The 21126-nt window shown below is 36.7% G+C and carries 19 protein-coding genes; 10 read left to right on the top strand and 9 right to left on the bottom strand.

The genetic code is table 11. The features are described 5' to 3' along the window. Positions 1-3: 3 nt before the first annotated feature. From rplI to LDP15_RS05810, 3 genes are all read right to left on the bottom strand, one after another. Positions 4-456: a 50S ribosomal protein L9 gene (gene rplI, locus LDP15_RS05800; RefSeq protein WP_003132464.1), complete on the bottom strand. Its 453-nt coding sequence runs from the start codon at positions 454-456 to the stop codon at positions 4-6. After that, positions 453-2417 carry a DHH family phosphoesterase gene (locus tag LDP15_RS05805; protein WP_015426072.1) on the bottom strand — a complete coding sequence of 655 codons (1965 nt, stop codon included), beginning with the start codon at positions 2415-2417 and terminating at the stop codon, positions 453-455. The genes rplI and LDP15_RS05805 overlap by 4 nt, the downstream gene beginning before the upstream one ends. A gap of 93 nt (positions 2418-2510) precedes the next feature. Continuing rightward, on the bottom strand, positions 2511-3179 hold the full coding sequence (locus LDP15_RS05810; RefSeq protein ID WP_015426071.1) for an HAD family phosphatase: 669 nt from the start codon (positions 3177-3179) through the stop codon (positions 2511-2513). A 307-nt stretch (positions 3180-3486) separates the two neighbouring features. Here LDP15_RS05810 and LDP15_RS05815 point away from each other — a divergent pair, with 307 nt between their 5' ends. Then, positions 3487-4839 carry an aspartate kinase gene (locus LDP15_RS05815; RefSeq protein ID WP_015426070.1) on the top strand — a complete coding sequence of 451 codons (1353 nt, stop codon included), beginning with the start codon at positions 3487-3489 and terminating at the stop codon, positions 4837-4839. A 37-nt stretch (positions 4840-4876) separates the two neighbouring features. Here LDP15_RS05815 and LDP15_RS05820 read toward each other — a convergent pair whose 3' ends face one another. From LDP15_RS05820 to LDP15_RS05830, 3 genes are all read right to left on the bottom strand, one after another. Next, on the bottom strand, positions 4877-6388 hold the full coding sequence (locus LDP15_RS05820; protein WP_010905537.1) for a flotillin family protein: 1512 nt from the start codon (positions 6386-6388) through the stop codon (positions 4877-4879). A gap of 60 nt (positions 6389-6448) precedes the next feature. Beyond that, complete coding sequence (locus tag LDP15_RS05825) at positions 6449-6793, bottom strand: hypothetical protein (RefSeq protein WP_015426069.1); 345 nt, start codon at positions 6791-6793, stop codon at positions 6449-6451. A gap of 89 nt (positions 6794-6882) precedes the next feature. Further along, positions 6883-8271 (bottom strand): Cof-type HAD-IIB family hydrolase, encoded by a 1389-nt coding sequence (locus LDP15_RS05830; protein WP_225513330.1) that lies wholly within the window; start codon positions 8269-8271, stop codon positions 6883-6885. A 194-nt stretch (positions 8272-8465) separates the two neighbouring features. Between LDP15_RS05830 and LDP15_RS05835 the strand changes: the two genes are divergently transcribed. Then, positions 8466-9434: an asparaginase gene (locus LDP15_RS05835; protein WP_026138879.1), complete on the top strand. Its 969-nt coding sequence runs from the start codon at positions 8466-8468 to the stop codon at positions 9432-9434. Positions 9435-9666: 232 nt separating this feature from the next. Here the strand turns inward: LDP15_RS05835 and LDP15_RS05840 are convergent, their stop codons facing one another. From LDP15_RS05840 to LDP15_RS05850, 3 genes are read right to left on the bottom strand one after another with little or no spacing between them, the layout of a single operon-like run. Continuing rightward, positions 9667-10590, bottom strand: coding sequence for a bifunctional oligoribonuclease/PAP phosphatase NrnA (locus tag LDP15_RS05840; RefSeq protein WP_015426067.1), 924 nt, complete (start codon positions 10588-10590; stop codon positions 9667-9669). A gap of 18 nt (positions 10591-10608) precedes the next feature. Further along, a complete protein-coding gene (locus LDP15_RS05845; RefSeq protein ID WP_015426066.1) occupies positions 10609-11889 on the bottom strand; it encodes a DRTGG domain-containing protein in 1281 nt (426 codons plus the stop codon). Positions 11890-11895: 6 nt separating this feature from the next. Continuing rightward, positions 11896-12477: a GNAT family N-acetyltransferase gene (locus LDP15_RS05850; RefSeq protein ID WP_015426065.1), complete on the bottom strand. Its 582-nt coding sequence runs from the start codon at positions 12475-12477 to the stop codon at positions 11896-11898. 291 nt (positions 12478-12768) lie between these two features. Between LDP15_RS05850 and LDP15_RS05855 the strand changes: the two genes are divergently transcribed. From LDP15_RS05855 to LDP15_RS05890, 8 genes are all read left to right on the top strand, one after another. Continuing rightward, complete coding sequence (locus LDP15_RS05855) at positions 12769-13908, top strand: isochorismate synthase (RefSeq protein WP_042230179.1); 1140 nt, start codon at positions 12769-12771, stop codon at positions 13906-13908. 52 nt (positions 13909-13960) lie between these two features. Further along, positions 13961-15643, top strand: a complete 1683-nt coding sequence (gene menD, locus LDP15_RS05860; RefSeq protein ID WP_042230177.1) for a 2-succinyl-5-enolpyruvyl-6-hydroxy-3-cyclohexene-1-carboxylic-acid synthase — start codon at positions 13961-13963, stop codon at positions 15641-15643. Continuing rightward, complete coding sequence (menH, locus tag LDP15_RS05865; RefSeq protein ID WP_015426062.1) at positions 15633-16448, top strand: 2-succinyl-6-hydroxy-2,4-cyclohexadiene-1-carboxylate synthase; 816 nt, start codon at positions 15633-15635, stop codon at positions 16446-16448. Before menD ends, menH begins: the two co-directional genes overlap by 11 nt. A 21-nt stretch (positions 16449-16469) precedes the next feature. Next, positions 16470-16601, top strand: a complete 132-nt coding sequence (locus LDP15_RS05870; RefSeq protein ID WP_003132445.1) for a hypothetical protein — start codon at positions 16470-16472, stop codon at positions 16599-16601. Between the two features lie 233 nt (positions 16602-16834). Further along, a complete protein-coding gene (gene menB, locus LDP15_RS05875) occupies positions 16835-17677 on the top strand; it encodes a 1,4-dihydroxy-2-naphthoyl-CoA synthase (protein ID WP_003132444.1) in 843 nt (280 codons plus the stop codon). 126 nt (positions 17678-17803) lie between these two features. Continuing rightward, positions 17804-19159: an o-succinylbenzoate--CoA ligase gene (menE, locus tag LDP15_RS05880; protein WP_015426061.1), complete on the top strand. Its 1356-nt coding sequence runs from the start codon at positions 17804-17806 to the stop codon at positions 19157-19159. Continuing rightward, a complete protein-coding gene (gene menC / locus LDP15_RS05885) occupies positions 19156-20268 on the top strand; it encodes an o-succinylbenzoate synthase (protein ID WP_015426060.1) in 1113 nt (370 codons plus the stop codon). The genes menE and menC overlap by 4 nt, the downstream gene beginning before the upstream one ends. A gap of 371 nt (positions 20269-20639) precedes the next feature. Further along, a complete protein-coding gene (locus LDP15_RS05890; protein ID WP_015426058.1) occupies positions 20640-21056 on the top strand; it encodes a PaaI family thioesterase in 417 nt (138 codons plus the stop codon). The last annotated feature ends 70 nt before the right edge of the window (positions 21057-21126 follow it).

The raw sequence follows: 21126 nt of genomic DNA on the forward strand, positions 1-21126 counted from the left end.
AGTTTAGGCCTCGCTAATTTTGACTTTAACCACGGCTGTCACATCACGGTGAAGTTTAACTGGTACATCTTTTGTTCCCAAAGCTTGAATTTTGTTAATCAATTGAATTTTGCGTTTATCTAACTTGAGATTAAATTGACTTTTAAGGGCTTTTGCGATATCTGCTTTATCTACAGCACCAAAAGTGTGACCTGTTTGTCCAACTTTCATTTTGATTTCAACAACAGTGTCTTCTTTTTCAAGAACTTCTTTAAGGGCTTTTGCTTCTGCTAAAAGTTCTGCTTCTTCTTTTTCCTTAGCTTTGGCTTGACCTTTCACTTCAGAAAGAGCAGCTGCTGTAGCAACTTTTGCCAAATTTTTCTTAATTAAAAAGTTTTGAGCATAACCTGTTGGTACTTCTTTAATTTGACCTTTTTTTCCTTGTCCTTTAACGTCTTCTAAGAATACAACTTTCATTTTTCGTTTTCTCTTTCTTTTAGTATTTCAATTAAATCTTCTTGCACTTCATCGATATATTTTTCATATATTTGGGTTGCCGCATTATTAAAATGTCCACCACCACCCATTTGCTCCATAATCGTTTGGACATTAAAGCCATTTCGAGAACGAGCAGAAATAGAAATATAGCCATTATTATGTTGCGTAATTGCAAATGCAGCAGTAATCCCTGCCATATCTAGGAGAGTGTCAGCAGCTTTTGCTGTTGCTATATTATCATATTTTTGATGTTTAAGTCCAACTCCTAAAGCAATTCCTGGTAAAACCATTTTTGCATTAAGAACAATTTCATTGGCCTTCTTATATTTATCAAAGTCAGTAGCCATAATCATTTTAATTAAATCGTTATCAGCTCCACGAGAGCGTAGATAAGCTGCTGCTTCAAATGTTCTTTCAGTCGTTGTTTTTGTAAAGTTTTTGGTGTCTAATTCAATCCCCGCAAGAACAATACTAGCTTCAATGGTTGACATTTTTCTTTGATTGTTATCATGGAATTGAAGGATTTCGACAGTTAATTCACTAGCAGAGCTTGCTGATGATTCAATATATGAAAGAAGTGCATGTTCTGGGAAATCATCATCACGTCTGTGGTGGTCAATGACCACTAATTTCTCAAATGATTTATAGAATTCAAGATTTAAAGTTTGACTTGTTTTTGAATGGTCAACCATGATAAGTAATGAATCTTTTTTCTTCAGTTTTTGAGCAGTTTCTAACTTAACAATGTGCGTAAAACCGTCAGAGGACTCATTCATTTTATTAATTGCACGCTCAACATCTGGCAATAACTGTTCAGGATCATAAACGACAAAGGCTTCTTTTCCAGACATATTAGCAAATGCCTTCATAGCGACGGCTGCTCCAAGCGCATCCATATCTGTAAAGCGATGTCCTACAATAAAGACATCTTCTGCCTCAGCAATAATTGTCCGAAGTGCTGTTGAAATGGCCCGTGCTCTTGTTCTGCTTTTTTGCGTTCTACTTTCGGAATTACCGCCGAAATAAACGGGACGAGCTTGAGGAGTATTTTCTCTCAGTACAACTTGATCTCCACCACGGACTTGGGCTAATTCAAGATTATTTAGAGCAACTTTACCAATGGCTGGAAAATCATTCCAACCATAAGCTACACCAACTGAAAGAGTTAAAGGAATTTCTTTTTGAGATGAAAGTTCTCGAAATTCCTTTAGAACAGAAAATTTATCGTTAATCATTTTTTCAAGAATACGATAATCACAGAAAAAATAATGGCGACTGCTATTAATACGGCGAAGATAAACTCCGTATTTGTCAGCAAATTCTTCTAAAAATGAAGCGATAAAACTATTAATGGCTGTTCGACCGCTGTCAGTAATTAAATCTGTAGCATCATCATAATTGTCAACAGAAATCGCACCAATAACCGCACGACTGTCATTAAATTCTGATTTAAAAGCAACTTCTTTTGTGGCATCAATTAAATAAATAAGATTCTTATCAGAATCAAGTTCTGCGACATATTTTTGCTTACCAAGGGTGATATACTGGTCATCGCTCGCATTTTTCAATATCTTTTTAATATCGTCACGATTGATAACTTTGTCATTTCCCTTAAAAATCATATCAATGAATGGATTAAACCACTCAGGTTCAAAGGTTTCACTATTAAAACGAATGACCCCAATTGGCATATTATCCAAGGTAGCATTGAGCGAATTTTCTGCTTCATCATTAATTTTACGAATAAAATCTTGACGACGCAATTGATAGTTTTGAGTTTGTGATAGTAAAATGAGTGTAATCGCTATGTTCAAAATCAACAAATAAATCCAAATTGACCAACGTGTTGCTGAAACATGAACGACAACGGTCTCAATGATTTGAACAATAACCATTATGATAATAATAGCAAGCGGTGAAAACCGACGGACAAAATTCATAATATTACTCCTATATTCCTCTATTTTAACATAGGACAGAAAAAACTTAAAGAATCACCGATTTGTCAGTGATTTTTTCTTTTAAAATGTTTATTAAGCCTTTATCATCTTTAGTGATGATTCTGTCAGTAATTTTTGAATAGCCGTCAGTGAATCTACCTTTAAGTCAGCCTTCTCTTGATTCATGCCAAAGCGTTTGTCTTCAATTGCCCAAACGGTCGCACCAGCTGCTTCTCCAGCTTGAATTCCTTTTTCAGAATCCTCAATAATTAATGTTTCAGAAGGTGTTACACCCAATTTCTTCATTGTTGATTGATAAATTTCTGGATTTGGTTTCGTTTGTTTAAAGTCATTTCCTGAAACCACTACTTCAAAATAAGAACTCAATTGATGTATATCTAACATTTGTTTGATATCAAACATTGACGAACTTGAAGCAAGTGCAATTTTTACTTCTTTTTGACGCAAAAATTCTAAAATATCAGGCACATCAGAAAATAAAAGTTCTGCATAAGGCATCGGATGATTTTCTTTGAATTGCTCATAGTCTTCTTGCAATTCACTCGCTTTTTCTTCATCAAAAGACCCTTGCAAAATTCGTGGCCAAATATCTTTCATATTTCCACCAATAAAATCACTAGGCGTCAAGTGGCTAATAGAAATTCCATGACCGCCAAAAAATTCTTCTCTTCTTTGTAAATAATAACGTTCGGTGTCAACAAGAACACCATCCATATCAAAAATCACTGCTTTAAATTTCATAGAACCATTATAGCACAGTATCTAAGCATGGTTCAATAGACTTCATTATAAAAGTGATAAGTTTCAACATCACTTATTAATATAGATAGCTTTTCAAAATCTGTACCCCCCCTCTCTTTCCTGTCACCACTTCTTTTATTTCGTTAAATTATGTATTTTTTTTATTTGATTAAAAAAAACAAGAGTCTTTTAATTACTTTAATACTAAAATAGGCTATAAATGAGTTATTTATTGAAAATTATCTGAAAATTAGCTATAATAAATCAATTTATAATTTAATTTAATCTTGAAGGAAGGTAATATTTAGTGAAAGTTGCAAAATTTGGAGGTTCGTCTCTCGCATCAGCTTCGCAAATCAAAAAAGTTTTTGATATTGTTCAAGCCGATAAACAAAGAAAATTTATTGTGGTTTCTGCACCAGGCAAACGTTCGGGGGCTGATACTAAAGTTACCGATGCTTTGATTGCTTATTATAAGGCTTATAAATCAGCTGATGAAAAAGGAATTCACTATTATCAGAATTGGATTATTGAAAGATTTCGAGAAATCTATGATGAACTTGGCTTAAAAAGTCCAGTCATTAATCAAATCGCAGAAGATATCAACCATTTAGCCCAGTTAGATTTAGATAATGTTTTTACTTATGATACTTTTTTAGCCGCTGGTGAAAATAATAATGCCAAATTAGTCGCAGATTTTTTCAATCATTCTGGCTTACCAAGTCGCTATGTTCATCCATCTGATGCTGGAATTATGGTTTCATCTGACCCTGGAAATGCTCGATTGCTTGGTGGAGCTTATGAACATATTAAATATCTTAATGAACTTGAAGAAACGTTAATCATCCCTGGATTTTTTGGAATCACAAAAGAGGGTGAGGTTTGCACTTTTTCCCGTGGTGGTTCTGATATTACCGGCTCAATTATTGCGGCTGGTGTGCGAGCTGAGCTTTATGAAAACTTTACTGACGTTAATGGAATTTTCGCCGCTCACCCTGGCATCGTTAAGAATCCAGCTTATATCTCTGAATTAACTTACCGTGAAATGCGAGAACTTGCTTATTCTGGTTTTTCTGTTTTACATGACGAAGCACTCGTTCCTGCCTATCGTGCCCATGTTCCTTTAGTCATCAAGAATACAAATAACCCTGATCATCCTGGAACAAAAATTGTTGTTCAAAGAGAAACTAAAGGCTCACCTGTCGTTGGAATTGCTTCATCTAGTGCCTTCTCTTCTCTTTATGTCAGTAAATATCTGATGAACCGTGAAGTTGGATTCGGCCGAAAAGTCCTTTCTGTATTGGAAAATTTAGGAGTTCGTTTTGAGCATATGCCAACTGGTATTGATGACATGTCTATCATTATTCGCAGCCGCTATCTAACTCAACCTATTTCAAAAGCCCTTATTTCTAATCTTACAGAATCGCTCCATCCGGATGAAGTCTATATTGACCGTGATTTCTCTATTATCACCATTGTTGGTGAAGATATGAAAGAACACGTTGGGGTTACCGCTAGAGCAACGGCAGCACTTTCTAAACAGGGCATTTCAATCGCTATGCTTTCGCAAGGTTCAAGCGAAGTTTCCGTCATGTTTATTGTCAAAGAAAAATACGAAAAAGAAGCTCTAAAAGCGATTTATTCAGCCTTTTTTGACTAAAATATGTAAAAAAAAAACAGCTCTAAGAGCTGTTTTTTTATTCTTCTATTTTTTCGACTTTTTCAAGTGTCTCATTGGAATTACCACGACTGCTAAAATTATTTAATAAGTCAGGGACGTCAATTCCCATTGTTCCTAGGACATCAAGGCCCTGTTTAAGGCTTTCTTGTGACATTCCGAGAATTTTTGACGAACCTTCTCCACCATAAATATTAATAGAATCAACAGCTTGAAGATTACTTGATACACTAGCAACAACTTCTGGAAGAATTTCAAGTGCCATGTTCAATTTAGCCGCATCATTCATTTTTTGCATTGCTTCGGCTTTTTTATCAATTGCTTCGGCTTCGGCAAGCCCTTTAAGGCGAATCGCTTCGGCTTCAGCTTTACCAGTTGCTTCAATAGCTGTAGCTTCGGCCATTGCTGTTACTTCACGTTGTTTAGCGGTGGCTTTGGCTGTAGCTTCAATAGCGGCTGCTTCGGCCTGTGCTCTCACTTCGCGTTCACGCGCATCGGCTTCGGCTTTAGCAATTTGTGCAGCCTTGGCAGCTTCAGCAGCTTTTACGACATTGGCTTCATTTTCTTGTGCTTTACGGAGAACTTCTTGAGTTTCTAAGTCAGTTTCTCTTTGCTTTTTAATCAATTCAACTTGCATTTCAGCTTCAGTTGTTTCTTTTTTAGAAATTGCTTCTTGAATCGCGTAAGCTTGGTCAGCAGAGGCTTGGGCTTGGTCAGCTTGAGCTTTTGCTTCAGCAGCAGCAATTGATTGTTCTTGCTCATAGTGAGCTAAGCTGATTGCTTTTTCCTTTTGGGCATTGGCAACTTGAGTTGCGGCAAGTGCTTCAGCTTTTTGGGCATCTTGATCAGCTGCTGCTTTTTGAATACGTGTTTCCTTGTCAGCATTTGCAACAGCAATCGCTGCTTCTTGTTGAACACGCGCTACTTCTTTAGCACCTAATGCTTTGATGTAGTTTTGGTCATCACGAATATCATTAATAACGAATGAAACGATTGAAAGTCCCATTTTTGAGAGATCAGTCCCTGCTTGACCTTGAACTTCAGCTGAAAACTTATTACGGTCTTCGATTAGTTCAGATACTGTCATTGTTCCAACAATCGCCCGAAGATGTCCTCGAAGCACTTGGTCAGCCATTGCGTCACGTTGTTCATCTCTTTTACCTAAAAATTGCTCAGCAGCTGTCGCAATATCTTGCAAAGTAGAACCTACTTTAATCATAGCTGTGGCTTCAACCGTTACTGGAATTTTATCTTTCGAGAGAACTTTTTCCGTTTTAATATCGATTGCAGCAGATTGTAAGCTGAGGTATCTCGCATTTTGGAAGATTGGTAAAACAAAGGTACCAGAACCACGAACCACTTTTAATCGATTCCCTTGTGAGTCTTTATTGACACCTTTTGAACCTAGACCTGAACCATAAACGATAAGGGCCGCTTGAGGTCCTGATTTTTTGTAGTTTGCAGCGATAATTCCTAATAGAATTAAGATAATAACAATCACCACAATTGCCAAAATATAAAGTAGTGGCATAATGTCTCCTTTGTATAATAAATTTTTATTTATTTGAGCAATTTTTTAGGTTCTCTATTGCTAATAAATCGTTTGTTGATAAGGAATAACGTAAGCAATTCCTGCTTTACTCTCAATAATCAAAACTTGCGTTCCTGATTCAATTTGCTCGATATTATCCTTATTTGGTAGATAAATTTTTGCAGGCATTGTTTTACGTGATTCATTGACAAAGGTCGTCATAACTTCGCCAGTCGCCTCTTTTGAACTGATGGCTGTTGTCAAAATTCCTGTCAGTAAATCTTTTTCATCCGCATTATACTTTTGATCTGACATTCTGTTAAAAAATGCCATTCCTGGGAGTAATAAGATTGTTAAAAAGATGATGAGTACAATGATAATCAAAGTAATGATAATAAATAGCATCCCTTATTCTCCTTGAAAGCCTTTTGTTACGCTTTCTTAATATTATACCATTTTATGAAGAAGCTTATCAGTAAAAAATTGTTATTTTCTTATTTATTTTCGTGTTTTTTAGCGGCTACTCTTTTTTGTCGTTCTAGTTCTTTTTTTATTTTTCCTTCTGGAGCAAATTTTTCTTCCCAATCTTCTGGTTTTAAGACTTTGTGTGTGATCGGATCAAAGTGTGGACGTCCATCTGGAAAAATTTTCCCCATATTTGCTCGATGAACAGCATTGAAAATTTCATAAGGGTCAATTCCTGAAAGGACAAGCGAGCCATAAGTGAAATAGAGCAGATCAATCATAGCATCTACTTGGCCAGTCAAGCTGTCTTCATTATGCTCTTTTAAAGTCACTTTATTTGCTGCCTTATCGACTGCTTGGTGTAAATTATTCACAAGTTCTGTAAATTTCTCTTGGTTACCGTCAGCAGAGGCGTAAAGAAATTCGACAATTTCTTCGACTTTGAAATCAGCCCGGAAACTTGCTTCTGTTGGCGAAAAGGCTTTAGGAATTTCTTGTGTTTTTCCATCCATTAATCGGTGGAAATCTTTTACTTTATTGAAGTTTTGGTCTTTAGAAACAAAGTCTTTTTCAACAGAATAATGAATTAAGCCATAGTAAGCTAATGCTTTGGCGATTCCATCTTGATTATTGGTATCTGTAATATAAGTTGCAACCTCTTTTACAACTGAGACCGCATTGCCCATCGCAATCCCATAACCAACTCCAGAAATCATCGTCAAATCATTTTCCGAATCGCCAAAAAACATGACTTGGTCTAAAGTAAAACCATAGTGTTCTCCTAATCTTTGAATTCCTGGTAATTTTCCTCCTGATTTTGAAATTAAGTCAACAGAATAAGGATTGCTTCGTGTCACCAGTAATTCTGGAAATGCCTCTTGTAGGCGAGCCGTTTCGTTTCTTGTTGCAACCATCATCGCCTGATAAATTACTTCTTCTTCATTATCAGCTAAATTTGAATTTTGCGGTAAAACTCTGCGAATAATGTGTTTAAAACTGTTTCTTGCCACCCCTGAAGTACCTGAGGGCAAAACACCTGACAAAAAACTGGCTAAACGTGTCTCGCCAAATTTTAAAAGGCCAGAGCCATTTACCCCGTGGGCTGTTCCCAAAGAGATGTCAGAATGGTTTTCAGTGGCATAATTTATCAGGTTTTTTAAGGATTTTTGTTCTAAAGGATTTTGGAAAATCACTTCTTTTGGTGTGAAAATATACTGACCGTTGTAACTTACAGCAAAGTCTAAATCTAAATCTTCTAATAATGGCATGACAAAAGCTGGGCCTCGCCCGGTGGCAATCCCGACAAAAATATCTTTTTGACGTAGCTCTTGTATTGCTTTACGAGTACTTGTTGCTACTCCTCGTGTTGAAGTAAACAGGGTTCCATCTAAATCAAAAAATACTGCTTTTATATCCATCTCTCAAATCTTTTCTAGCTTTGGCAAAGCTTTCATTTATTAACTAAATTATACAGTAATTTTAATTCTATTTCATTTATTAGTTATTTTTTTCTGGACTAAATTTTGATATAATGCTAATGCTGGCTTTTATTCGGAGTCTTTAAAATTAAATATTTAATTATTGTTTATTATAGATAGATAAGGAAATAATGATGAAAAAAATCTTAATTCTCCACACTGGTGGAACAATTTCGATGGCGGAAGATGAAAATGGTCATGTTTCCCCAAATGCAGTCAATCCAATGAATGCTGTGAGCATGCAATTTGATGAAGTAAACTTAGTGACAGAGGATATTTTTAACTTACCTAGTCCACATGTCACTTTATCAGATATGTTGGTTTTGAAAAATCGAATCAAAACAGCTTTTATTGCTGAGGATTTTGATGGAGTGGTCATTACACATGGAACTGACACACTTGAAGAAACAGCTTTTTTCCTTGACACTACTCTTTCGCGTGGTAAACCAATTGTTTTAACTGGTGCCATGCGCTCAAGTAATGAATTAGGAACTGACGGAATTTATAATTTACTGACAGCTATTCGCGTCGCTGCTGACAGTAATTCAAGTGACCGTGGCGTACTTGTTGTCATGAATGACGAGATTCATTCTGCTCGTTATGTCACTAAAACACACACGACTAATGTTTCAACTTTTCAAACACCTACACATGGTCCTGTCGGTTTACTGACAAAAAATAAAATTATTTATTTCCATAAAGATAGTGAAAATCAACATTTAGATGTTGCAACTGTTCATGGAAAGGTGCCAATTGTCAAAGCTTTTGCTGGGATGACTGGGGAAATTTTAGATTTACTCAATTTGGAACAATTAGATGGTCTTGTCATTGAAGCATTAGGTGCGGGAAATCTCCCACCTATTGCTAGTCAATCGCTTCAAAGATTATTAGATGCTAAGGTTCCTGTCGTTCTTGTTTCTCGTTGTTTTAACGGAATTGCTGAACCTGTCTATTCCTATCAAGGCGGTGGTTCGCAACTTTATGAAGCTGGCGTGATGTTTGCTGATGAAGTCAATTCTCAAAAAGCGCGTATTAAATTGATTATTGCATTGAATGCTGGCTTGAAAGATTTATCAGAATTACGGCCTTTCTTGGAAAATTAAAAAAAATTACTGACAAAAAAGAATCATCAGCTGACTGATGATTCTTTTTTTCCGATTTAAAGCGTATTAATCAATCGCTACTGACAGAATCGTCAGCTGACTGACAATTCCTTTATTTGCCGATTTAAAGCTCATTAATCAATCGCTACTGACAGAATCGTCAGCTGACTGACAATTCCTTTATTTGCCGATTTAAAGCTCATTAATCAATCGCTTTAAACTGTCAGTAAATTTATTCTAAATTATCTTGTAATTCTTGCCAAATTTGTTGATTTTCTTCTAAAGAATAGGAATTGGCTCCAGAAGCTAGTGCATGGCCTCCGCCATCATGTCTTTTAGCAATTTCATTAATTGGCTTTACTTTTGAACGCATTCTTACTCGGAAATGTCCATCGGCTTGTTCCACAAATATTGCCCAAGATTCAATTCCTCGAATATTTCCCGGTGTAGAAACAATACTTGAAGTTTCTGCGTCACGTAAATCAAATTTTTTCAAAATTTCTTGAGTTAATAAAACACGTGCAGCTCCTTTTTCTGAAACTTCCATATTTTCATAAACAAAAGCTTGCAAGCGAGCAACTTTCATATCAAATGACGACATTTCTCGTCCTAAAGCTGGACGGTCAAATGGAAATTCTGCTAATTTTGAAGCTACTTTTAAGGTATTCGGCGAAGTGGCTGGATACAAGAAACGTCCAGTATCTCCAATAATTCCCGCATAAAGGAGGCGGGCGGCTTCTGCATTCAATTTAAGACCTGTTTCAAAGGCAAAATCGGCAACAATTTCTGATGCTGAGCTACGTTCAGGCTCCACTAGCAACAAATCTCCATAAGCATCATCATTTGGATGGTGGTCAATTTTAATTAGAAAATCAGCATTTTTGTAGCGGTCATCGTCAATTCGTGGTGTATTTGCTGTGTCACAAACAATAGAAAGATATTTTTCATCTTCTCTAAGTTCGACCAAATCCATTTCAGATAAATAGGTTAAGGTTGGTTCGTCATAACCAACTGCATAAATTCTTTTTTCGGGGAAATTTTCTCTCAAAATTGCTCGAAGTCCTGCTTGAGAACCAATGGCGTCTGGATCTGGATTTTTATGTCTGTGAATGAGAATAAGCTCATAGGCTTTTATTTTTTCTAAAATTTCGTTCATTTTTTCCTCTTTTATTTTTTATGTTAATTGTACATTGACTAGAACTTTAGCTACGATGTTATTGACATGATAAATTTCACAATCAACCATTGCACCAATACGTGTTTCTCCAATCACCTTTGGATAAATCTCTAGCACATTGTCAATAGCGGCGGCTCCCATCATATGCATATTTAATGCTTCAATGATGATATTCCGTCGTCTTTTTTTGGCAAAAACACGTTGAACAACTTGCGTAATAAGTTCTGCAAAAACACCATTAGCGATTGTTCCCACGCTATTTATCATAAATGGTTCGACCGTCACGGTGTAGGCTGAGCCTTTTTCTACCAAAGAATTAGCAATATTATCACTGAAAGTGTGAGCCACCTGACTTTCTTCCTGAGCTTTTTGTAAGCTTTGGAGAAGGTCCGATTTGGTAATAATTCCTGCGTAAGTATAATTTTCGTAAACGACAGGCATCATATCATAGCCTTCATAAATCATCTTTTGCGAAACGCTCGCCACTGTCATACTTGCTCTTGCAACATCAGCTCTTGTCATCACTTTATTGAGCGGAGTATCGTTTTTCTTATTTGTAACGTCCCGCATGGCAACTACACCCACAACAACATTGTAAGTGTTGACGACGGCAAAACGACTGTCATTCGTTTTTTTAACTAAATCTAAAAAATCTTTGACCGTATCTTCTTCACGTAAGGTTGCCCTTTTTTGATGAAAGACATCTCCGACCGTAATAATATCTTTTTTGATAAGTTCATTGGCCAAAGCGTGACTGATACGATTGGCAACGGTAAAGGTATCATAGGATGTCCGTAAAAGTGGAATCCCTAATTGATTAGCATAGTTGACAACTTCTTGGTCCACGTCAAAGCCCCCAGTAACTAAAACAGCATTCTGCTCTCTGAGGGCTAGATTTTGAATCTCTTTTCGGTCACCAACGATAACTAGACCATTGGGCGAGAGGTAGCGCTTGAAGGATTCTCTTTGCATGGCTGAAATGACAAATTTGCTGAATTCGACTTCTAATCCAGCAAGTCCACCTAAAACATCAGCATTAGCTATTTCTGCAAGTTTACCAAAGGTTAATCGATTGGCTACTTTTTGTCCTTTAACTGCCACCCTAACGGTTCCAGAACGGTCATTTACGGCTACCAAACCTAGTATTTCTGCTTCTTTGATTGCGCGATATGCTGTTCCGTCAGCAACTTTCATTCGATTGGCAATCCCACGTACACTGACTTGTTTACCAATTTCCAAACCTTCAATATAATTTAATATTTCTTCGTGCTTTGACATAAAACTTCAAATTTCCCCAATCTCTGAATTTTTTTGATAAATTTCATCGTCACTTTTTCCAAGTTCATATTGTTCAAAATCTCTAATTTTTTTGCTGTATTGATTTGTCCCTTTAAATTTTTTAACTAAGTGATAGCCTGATTTAAGGGCAACTTTTTTAGACGGAATATTTTCTTTATCAATCAATAAAATCAACTTTTTAAGCCCAAATTGTTCAAAAGAAAATTCTGTCAGTACTTTTAATGCTTCTGTCAGTAACCCTTGATTCCAATAATTTTGATTTAAAACATAACCAATTTCCGCAGACTGATTTTTATCAGAAATTTTCACAAAATGAATATCTCCAATCAGCCGATGTTCAGATTTCAACTCAATTGCCCATTTCCCTAAAGGACTTTTCATATAATCGTTAGCAATTGAAAAACGTGTTTCTGAAAGTGATAGATGCGGGGCAAAAACAAATTTTAGATTTTCAGGATTACCTGAATAGTCAAACATGTCCTCAGCATCTTTTAAATCAAAGGGACGCAAAAGCAATCGCTTTGTTTCAATAATGCTAAACTCAGCTAATTTGACATAAATATTCATGGCACTCCTTTTTGAATGTTTTCATGATTTTAATTATATCATAGTTTTTAACACTAAATTTAATCATTAAGACCTGATAAAAATACAAGCCTATCTGTAAGTGCTAAAGCGCCAACAGCTACGCTTTGACGAAGCGAATCTTCGCAACTACATCGCTGGAACGGCCAGTGAAGATACGAACAATGAGCATTATATCAGAAAGTCTATGAAAAATGAATGAAGATTTGTAATTTTAGGGCTCATTATTCCTCTACTATGCTGAGCTATGTTATAATTTTTATGGTAGAAAAAATGAATTATATAAAAATCAATTTAAAATTAAATAACCCCTTAGCTTTCTGGGCGAACTTTTCAGAAAGTGAGCGTTTCTTTTGGTTTGACCCTCAAAAAGAAACTTTTGTCATTGGCTGTGAGCGTTTGAAAGCCATTGACCTTGAACATGATAAGTTTTCTGACTATCCCTATCTCTTTCATAGTCAGACTTTTTTTGATGACATTAAAGGAGAACTTTGGGAAAATTTCGGTGGCGAAACCATTGCTTTTAAACATTATTTCGTTGTTAATAAGGAAAATTCTTACACCCTCACTTGTGATAGCCCACGAGAAATTTCTGAAATCACTATTCCAAAATTTAAGCATCAACTCACTGAAAAAGCTTCTGATTTTTCAGCTTGGCAAGAACTTTTTTATGCCATTCAAAAAAATTTTGCTGACGGAAAGAGTCGAAAAATTGTCGCTTCAAGAGAACTTGAATTTACAAGTCAAACCTCTTTTGAACTCGAAAGTATCATCCAAAATTTATTAGATAATAATCCAAATGCTTTTATTTTTGCGTATCAAAAAGGAAAAAGAATTTTCCTTGGAGCATCGCCCGAAATTTTAGTTCAAAAAGAAAATGACCAACTCCTTAGTTATGCCTTAGCTGGAACTTTTCCAAAAACAATGGAAAATGCGGGGCAAAAATTGCTGACAGACCCCAAAAATCTTTTAGAGCATGATATTGTTGTCCAAAAAATAAAAAGAAATCTGCTTGAAAAAGCCGAGACAGTAACGGTTGGAACAACCGAATTAATGGAGCTGAAAAATGTTTATCATCTTCGGACAATTTTAAGTGCTAAAAATTCTGAGCTTTCACTTATTGATTGGACAAAACAGCTTCACCCAACGCCTGCTCTTGGAGGAGAACCTCGTCATGAGGCCCTCGAATTCCTCAGAAAGCATGAAAATCATGAGCGAGGACTATATGCTGCACCCCTTGGCTTAATTGACAGCAAAGGAAATGGCACAATGATTGTCGGGATTCGTTCGGCTTTGATTGTGGACAAGAAACTTTATGCTTATGCAGGGTGTGGAATTATCCCTTCTTCCGATGCTTTAGAAGAATTTAGAGAAACCAAGGTAAAATTAAAAACCATTTTAGAAGCTTTGTAACTTTTTAAAATATTTTACGATTTTAATTTTTAAATTAGAAATGGAGATAGTCATGACCAATGAATATTTAGCTCCCTTTGTTGATGAACTTTTCAATTTAGGGGTACGTGAAGCTGTTTTTAGTCCAGGTTCACGTTCAACGGCTTTAGCCATGCTCTTTGAGGAATACAAAAAATACGATACTTATGTCAACATTGATGAACGTTCGGCTGCTTTTTTTGCTCTGGGAATTGCTAAAGCGAAAAAACGTCCTGTTGTTTTAGTTTGTACTTCAGGTTCTGCTGCGGCTCATCATTTCCCAGCTGTCCTTGAAGCAAAAATGAGTCGAGTTCCCCTTATTATTTTAACGGCGGACAGACCGGCTGAGCTTCAATTCGTTGGAGCTCCTCAAACAGTCGACCAGACCAGATTTTTTGGAAATTTTGTTAATCATTTTGAAAATCTTGAAGCTCCACATATTCAAACCCAGTCTCAGACAGAAACCTTTTGGACCTATCCACGTAAAGTCGCACAACGAGCTGTCTTATCAGCTATTTCCCCTCTTTCGGGTCCTGTGCAAATCAATGTTCCCTTGCGTGATCCTTTAGTTCCAGAATTAAAAAGTGAAAATTATGAAAAAGGACGTTCTAAACATGCCTTTAAATTCTATAAGGGACAAGCACAAGTGATACTTCCATTTGATGAAACATTGCTTTCTGGAAAAACATTAATTTTAGCCGGTGCCAATTTTGACAAAGATTATTCTGAAGCACTTTTAAAACTTGCTGAACAATTAAAAGCTCCAATTTTAGCGGATCCACTTTCTAATCTGCGTAATCACAATCATCCTTTGGTCATAGACTCTTATGATGCTTTTTTAGCAAATAATGATTTAAAAACTCAATTAAAAGCGGATGCTATTCTGCTTTTTGGACAAATGCCTGTTTCTAAACGTTTGCAACAATTCGTTGCTTTCAATAACGAAGCTGAATTTATTCAAGTTGACCCTGCTCTTGATTATCGCAACCCTAGTTTGACAACGACAACGATGGTTCAGTCTGATGTTCTCCCTTTTGCTTCTTCAATTAAAAAAGTAAATTCTGATAGTTCTTATTTGGAAAAATGGCAAAATGCTCAAGAAAAAATGCGACAACTTCTTGAAAAAGTGACTTATGAAGAAAATCCTTTTGAAGGACGTTATGTCCAAGAACTACAAAAACATTTGGAAGCACTGGATGCTCAACTTCTTGTTTCAAATAGTATGGAAATCAGAGATATTGATTATTGGTGGAAAAAAGCGAATGCCAAAGTTAGAATTCTAGGAAATCGTGGTGTGAATGGCATTGACGGGACTGAATCAACTGCACTCGGAATTGCTACAACAGGTAAACCGACGGTTTTGTTGACTGGGGATTTGTCAATGCTACACGATTTAAATGGTTTAATTGTTGGTAAAACACATGAACTTAATCTGACTATTGTATTATTTAATAATGACGGTGGTGGGATTTTTCATCATTTAGCTCAAAAAGGCGTACCGAATTTTGATTATCTTTTTTCAACTCCACATGGTTTAAATTTTGCTGGACTGGCTGAGTTGACTGGTTTAGATTATCATTTGGTCAGTGGCTATGCTGATTTTGGTCAGCAATTTGAGGATTCTCTTCATCAATCTGGCATTCATCTTTTGGAAATTAAAACGGATAAAGATTTAAGTCTTGCTTTACATCAAAAATATACGACTTATGAAAATTGATAAAAAAATAATTACTATTGATGGTTTTGATTATGCTGTCCGTATTTGGGGGACTGGAGAGGTCCTATTTGCACTGCATGGTTTTTCTGAAAGTTCTAATACTTGGCGAAATCTTCATTTGGCCGGCTACAAAATTGTTGCTATCGATTTGTTAGGTCACGGTTCATCAGCAAAACCAAAGGAACTTGACCCTTATAAACTTGAGGCGATTTTGAAAAATCTGCACTCGCTATTTGCGCAATTTACTGACGGAAATGCTTTTTCACTTCTTGGCTATTCAATGGGCGGACGATTGGCGCTTCGTTATTGCCTTGCTTATCCGTCAGCTCCTGTTAAATATTTGATTTTAGAATCAACTGGTCCTGGGCTTTTATCTAGTGAAGACCGCAAAAAAAGACGACTGGCTGACGAAGAATTAGGACAGAAGATTTTGTTAAATGGGTCTGCTTGGTTTGCTGACTTTTGGGCTAATATTTCACTTTTTGAATCACAAAAAAAGCTGTCAGTAAAAATTCAACAGGAAATTTGGGAAAGCCGTGCAAGCAATTCACCCTTAGCTCTTGCCCAAACTTTGAATGGAACAGGTCAAGGCCAGCTTTTCTATGTTGGCGATAAAATTTCTTTAATAAAATCCAACATTCTCTATCTATCTGGTGATTTAGACGAAAAATATTCAAAAATTGCTAAAGAAATTTTTGCTCCAAATCCGAATGTCACTTGGATTTCTGTTGCTGCTTCTGGTCATAATATTCATCTAGAAAATCCGGTCACCTATCAAAAAAAACTAGAGGAATTTTTACCTTAGTCAAAATGCTTTATGATATAATTGAAAAGTAATGCCTATATCACTTCTGTCAGTAAAACTGATGAATTAGTTTTACTGACAGAAATAAATACAATAAAAATAATTTTTCTAAGTGGACTTATGAAAGTTAATGAAAATAATAGAACTTCATAACTTCTAAACACTCAACGACAATCTGACATCAAAAATATCAGTTTGTTGCTGACCCTGAAGTCTAAGCGCTAAAGCGTAAAGACCCTAGGGCCACTCACATCTTAATTTTAATTGAGTTCGGACTCGCAGAAGTTGATGAAAATAGATAAAATGGAACCTGGGCTATGCCCAGAACCGCATTTTTCTAATTTTCACAACTTCTAGCGCTCGTCCTCACATCTTAAAGGAGAATCATGTCAAAATTTAACTGGGTTGCTCTCAACCGTAACTACGAAGATATTATTTATGAAACTTATGATGGAATTGCTAAAATTACCATCAATCGTCCTGAAGTCCGCAATGCCTTCCGTCCCAAAACCGTCGTTGAAATGATTGATGCTTTTAGTGTCGCTCGTGATGATACCAATGTCGGCGTGATTATTTTGACTGGTGCAAATCATGGAAAAGGTGAAGATAAAGAAGCCTTTTGTTCTGGTGGTGACCAAAAAGTACGTGGAAATGGTGGATATGTTGGTGAAGACCAAATTCCTCGTTTGAACGTTTTAGATTTGCAACATTTGATTCGGATTACACCAAAACCTGTCATTGCTATGGTAAATGGTTTTGCCATTGGTGGAGGTCACGTGTTACATATCGTTTGTGATTTGACTATCGCTTCTGAAAACGCAAAATTTGGGCAAACTGGTCCGCGTGTTGGTTCTTTTGATGCTGGTTATGGTGCTGGTTTACTTGCCGCTATGGTTGGGCAAAAGAAAGCACGTGAAATATGGTTCCTCTGCCGTCAATATACTGCCCAAGAAGCAATGGACATGGGAATGGTTAATACTGTTGTTCCATTTGACCGTCTTGAAGAAGAAACCGTTCAATGGGCCCAAGAAATGCTTGCCCTCTCACCAATGGCGCTTCGTATGCTCAAAGGTTCAATGAATGCTGCAACTGACGGACTTGCTGGACTGCAACAATTTGCAGGAGATGCAACACTTATGTTCTATACGACGGATGAAGCCAAAGAAGGACGCGATGCTTTCAAAGAAAAACGCAAACCTGATTTTGACCAATTTCCAAAATTCCCATAAAAATTTCCAAAATTGCTGACAAAGCGTCTTTTTGACGCTTTTTGTGATTTAAAAGTTACTGACAGGATTTCTGTCAGTAAAAAATACACAGAAAGGAGAAAATTGAGTTCGCTCACAGCTTAAATAATGAAATGGTTAAAAAAACAGGCGGAACTTTATCCCCAAAAACAATTTTTAAATGACTATACTTTTGCCCAAATCAATCAGGAAGTCAATAAGATGGCTGAACATTTGGCTCCTCTTATTGACAATCAATCACGGGTTGCGCTCCTTTCAGAAAACTCTGTTGAAATGGCAGTCGTTTTGTTTGCCTTGCTCGGTTTGTCAAAAGAAGTTCTTCTTTTGAATAGGCATCTAACCGAATACGAACTGGCTGACCAAATCAAGGAACTCGAGATTGAGACAGTCTTCACATCGGATTCACTGACAGAAAAAGTTACTGACAGCATTTCTTTTTCGGAAATTTGGACTAGTAACCCTTGCCCTGTAAGTCTGTCAGCAGATTTTCCTGATGAAAAAATTGCCGTCATCATGAACACTTCCGCTACTACCGGAAAATTTAAATCTGTCCCTATTACTTGGGGCATGATTTCAAATCACGTCAAAGCCTCAAAGGAAACACTTGGCGCTTATGACAATGATAATTGGCTGGTCATCTTACCCATGTTTCATGTCTCTGGACTTTCCATTATTATGCGTACTTTATATAATGCAACATCAGCGACCGTTGTTGATAAATTTGATGAAAACCAACTTCTTGAAATGATCAATTCTGGGAAAATCAACATGGTTTCACTCGTCCCAACCCTTCTTACGAGAATTGCTGACAAATTGCATAGCAATAACTTACGTTTAATTCTACTTGGTGGTGAATTTATTCCCCAACCTTTAATCAAAAAATGCCAAGAATTAGGTCTTCCTATTTATAAAACTTATGGCATGACTGAAAGTTTTTCACAGTCTGTCACTTTTAATATTTTAGATTTCCCTGATAAAACAAGCTCTGTCGGGCGACCTTTACCAGGTGTTGAAATTGAGATTCGTCAAGCTGACCTTGCTGGCGTTGGTGAAATTTGGTTAAAATCTCCCATGTTGATGAAAGCTTACCTCGGCCAAAAGCCTTACGGCACTGCTTTTGAAACAGGCGATATCGGTTATCTTGACGCGGACGGTTTTCTCTATCTGCTCAATCGCAGAAAAGATATCATTATTTCTGGCGGTGAAAATATTTACCCCAAAGAAATTGAAGATTTAGTTTATTCTCTTCCTGAAATCAAGGAATGTGCACTTGTTGCTAAGCCAGATGCCAAGTGGGGACAAGTGCCAATTCTCTTCGTTTCAGGCAATATTTCCCAAGAAAAATTAGAAAACTTTCTCACTGAAAAACTGGCAAAATACAAACGCCCCCAATCCATCACTTTCATGGATGAATTGCCCAAAAATGCTTCTGGAAAAATCTTAAGAAAAGAGCTTAAAGGATGATAATTGAAAAAATTACAATGTTTCATGTTCAACTCCCTATGAAATTTGATTTTAAGACCGCCAAAGGTTCCTTGAATCTCCGAGATACAATTATTATAAAAGTTGAAAGTCCTAACGGACTTTCGGGATTTGGTGAAGTTGTTGCTTTCACGACTCCTTTTTATACTTCAGAAACTTTTGCTGATTCTTGGAAAATCTTGGAAGAAACTTACCTGCCAGAAATTTTGCAAAAAGAATTCTCACACCCTTTTGAAATACATAAATTTTTTAGAGATCCCTTACCAATGGCACTGGCCGGACTAGAAAATGCACTTCTAGATTTGTATTTTAAAGAAAGAAATAAAAATTTGATTGCTGGTCTTTTCCAAGAAAAATTAGCTGATAAAATCCCACGTGGTGCGGTGCTAGGACAAATGTCTGACGAGCAAACCATTAAGGAAATTGACCAACTTATTAACAGTGGCGTCAAAAGAATTAAATTAAAAATTAGTCCACAAATTGGGACTGACTTGATTAAAAAGCTGGTAAAAAGATATCCACAAATTACATTTGCTCTTGATGCCAATCGAAGTTTTCAACTGACAGACTGGCCAGTCATCAAAGAGCTAGACGAACTTGGTCTGGCTTGTATCGAAGAACCTTTTGATATCAAAGATTTATCCGAATTAAAATTACTGACAGAAAACTTCTTAACACCAATTTGCTTCGACGAATCTGTTCAAGATTTGGAAAGTCTAAAAATACTGACAGAACTTCCTTTTCAAACGATGCTCAACGTAAAAATTGGTCGTTTAGGTGGACTTTATCAAACGCAAAAAGCTATCGAATTTTGCAGACAGCATCAGATTGGCTTTTGGATTGGCAGTATGGTTGAGTCCGGCATCTCAAAAATACTCCATATCCAACTCGCCGCGCTTTCTGGAAATGCTATGGCCGGTGATTTATCCGATTCTAAGCATTATTTTGACATAGACCTCATTCAACCAGAAATTGCCTTTCCAAACGGTTGGATGACCGTTCCGACTGGAATTGGTATCGGTCTGTCAGTTAATGAAACGCTACTCAAAGGTTATACTGTAAATAAATTAATTATGACCTACTTTAGATGAACGAAAAAAGAAAAGAACTGGAACCTCTACTTACAGGTGAATTTTACTTCGCAAATTTCATCCACAACCTTGAAGCTCTGCTTCAAGCAGAACCACTTTTTTCCTACATCCACTCCGTTGTCTCTTTTGGCAATGTCGCTAGCTATATTATCGGTTCCAGCTAAGTACAGTTCTTCGCTACGCTCGAATGTCTATGCTAAAGCGCAACGAGAATCGCAAGTACTTGCTGGCAGGGCAAGCGTCAGCCAAAAAAGCAATTTTCATCATTTCAAGACAGTCAGCGACAAACTGCTTGTTGCTGTCCCCGAAGCTCGTGCACTAAAGTGCTAAGGCCCTAGGGCGGTATCACATCTTATTAAGGAGATTTTCCAATGAACATGATTGACCAACTCAATATCACAGATTTTCAAGTTTTTACTGACGAGAATTCTGACAAGTCTGTCTGTAAAATTTATAAATTCTCAAGTAAAATGATTCTCAGCGATTTTCATGCTCAACCACACGGCTTTTTAAATGGAGGTGCAAGTCTTGCTCTCGCTGAAATCACAGCTGGTATGGCAAGTAATGCAATCGGCTCCGGTCAATATTTTGCCCTTGGTCAAAGCATTAACTCCAACCATCTCAATCCAAAAAAATGCGAAGGTTTCGTAAATGCCCGCGGTCTTCTCCTCAAAAATGGCAAACGCAACCATGTCTGGGAAATCAAAATCACTGACGAAAATGAAACGCTCATTTCTCAAATCACAGTGGTCAATGCTTTGGTACCACAAAAAAACTCTGACAAATAGTCAGAGTTTTTTTTAGACGCCGTATGTTAACCATTTTCTCTTATAAAATAAACCTCAAATTCATCAGCAA

It is taken from the genome of Lactococcus sp. SK2-659 (assembly GCF_020218185.2).
Classification (GTDB): Bacteria; Bacillota; Bacilli; order Lactobacillales; family Streptococcaceae; genus Lactococcus; species Lactococcus lactis.

Bases quoted from the DNA above. Each gene is read 5' to 3' on its own strand.
- rplI (WP_003132464.1), bottom strand. From the start codon at position 456: ATGAAAGTTGTATTCTTAGAAGACGTTAAAGGACAAGGAAAAAAAGGT.
- LDP15_RS05805 (WP_015426072.1), bottom strand. From the start codon at position 2,417: ATGAATTTTGTCCGTCGGTTTTCACCGCTTGCTATTATTATCATAATG.
- LDP15_RS05810 (WP_015426071.1), bottom strand. From the start codon at position 3,179: ATGAAATTTAAAGCAGTGATTTTTGATATGGATGGTGTTCTTGTTGAC.
- LDP15_RS05820 (WP_010905537.1), bottom strand. From the start codon at position 6,388: ATGCCACTACTTTATATTTTGGCAATTGTGGTGATTGTTATTATCTTA.
- LDP15_RS05825 (WP_015426069.1), bottom strand. From the start codon at position 6,793: ATGCTATTTATTATCATTACTTTGATTATCATTGTACTCATCATCTTT.
- LDP15_RS05830 (WP_225513330.1), bottom strand. From the start codon at position 8,271: ATGGATATAAAAGCAGTATTTTTTGATTTAGATGGAACCCTGTTTACT.
- LDP15_RS05835 (WP_026138879.1), top strand. From the start codon at position 8,466: ATGAAAAAAATCTTAATTCTCCACACTGGTGGAACAATTTCGATGGCG.
- LDP15_RS05840 (WP_015426067.1), bottom strand. From the start codon at position 10,590: ATGAACGAAATTTTAGAAAAAATAAAAGCCTATGAGCTTATTCTCATT.
- LDP15_RS05845 (WP_015426066.1), bottom strand. From the start codon at position 11,889: ATGTCAAAGCACGAAGAAATATTAAATTATATTGAAGGTTTGGAAATT.
- LDP15_RS05850 (WP_015426065.1), bottom strand. From the start codon at position 12,477: ATGAATATTTATGTCAAATTAGCTGAGTTTAGCATTATTGAAACAAAG.
- LDP15_RS05855 (WP_042230179.1), top strand. From the start codon at position 12,769: ATGAATTATATAAAAATCAATTTAAAATTAAATAACCCCTTAGCTTTC.
- menD (WP_042230177.1), top strand. From the start codon at position 13,961: ATGACCAATGAATATTTAGCTCCCTTTGTTGATGAACTTTTCAATTTA.
- menH (WP_015426062.1), top strand. From the start codon at position 15,633: ATGAAAATTGATAAAAAAATAATTACTATTGATGGTTTTGATTATGCT.
- menB (WP_003132444.1), top strand. From the start codon at position 16,835: ATGTCAAAATTTAACTGGGTTGCTCTCAACCGTAACTACGAAGATATT.
- menE (WP_015426061.1), top strand. From the start codon at position 17,804: ATGAAATGGTTAAAAAAACAGGCGGAACTTTATCCCCAAAAACAATTT.
- menC (WP_015426060.1), top strand. From the start codon at position 19,156: ATGATAATTGAAAAAATTACAATGTTTCATGTTCAACTCCCTATGAAA.
- LDP15_RS05890 (WP_015426058.1), top strand. From the start codon at position 20,640: ATGAACATGATTGACCAACTCAATATCACAGATTTTCAAGTTTTTACT.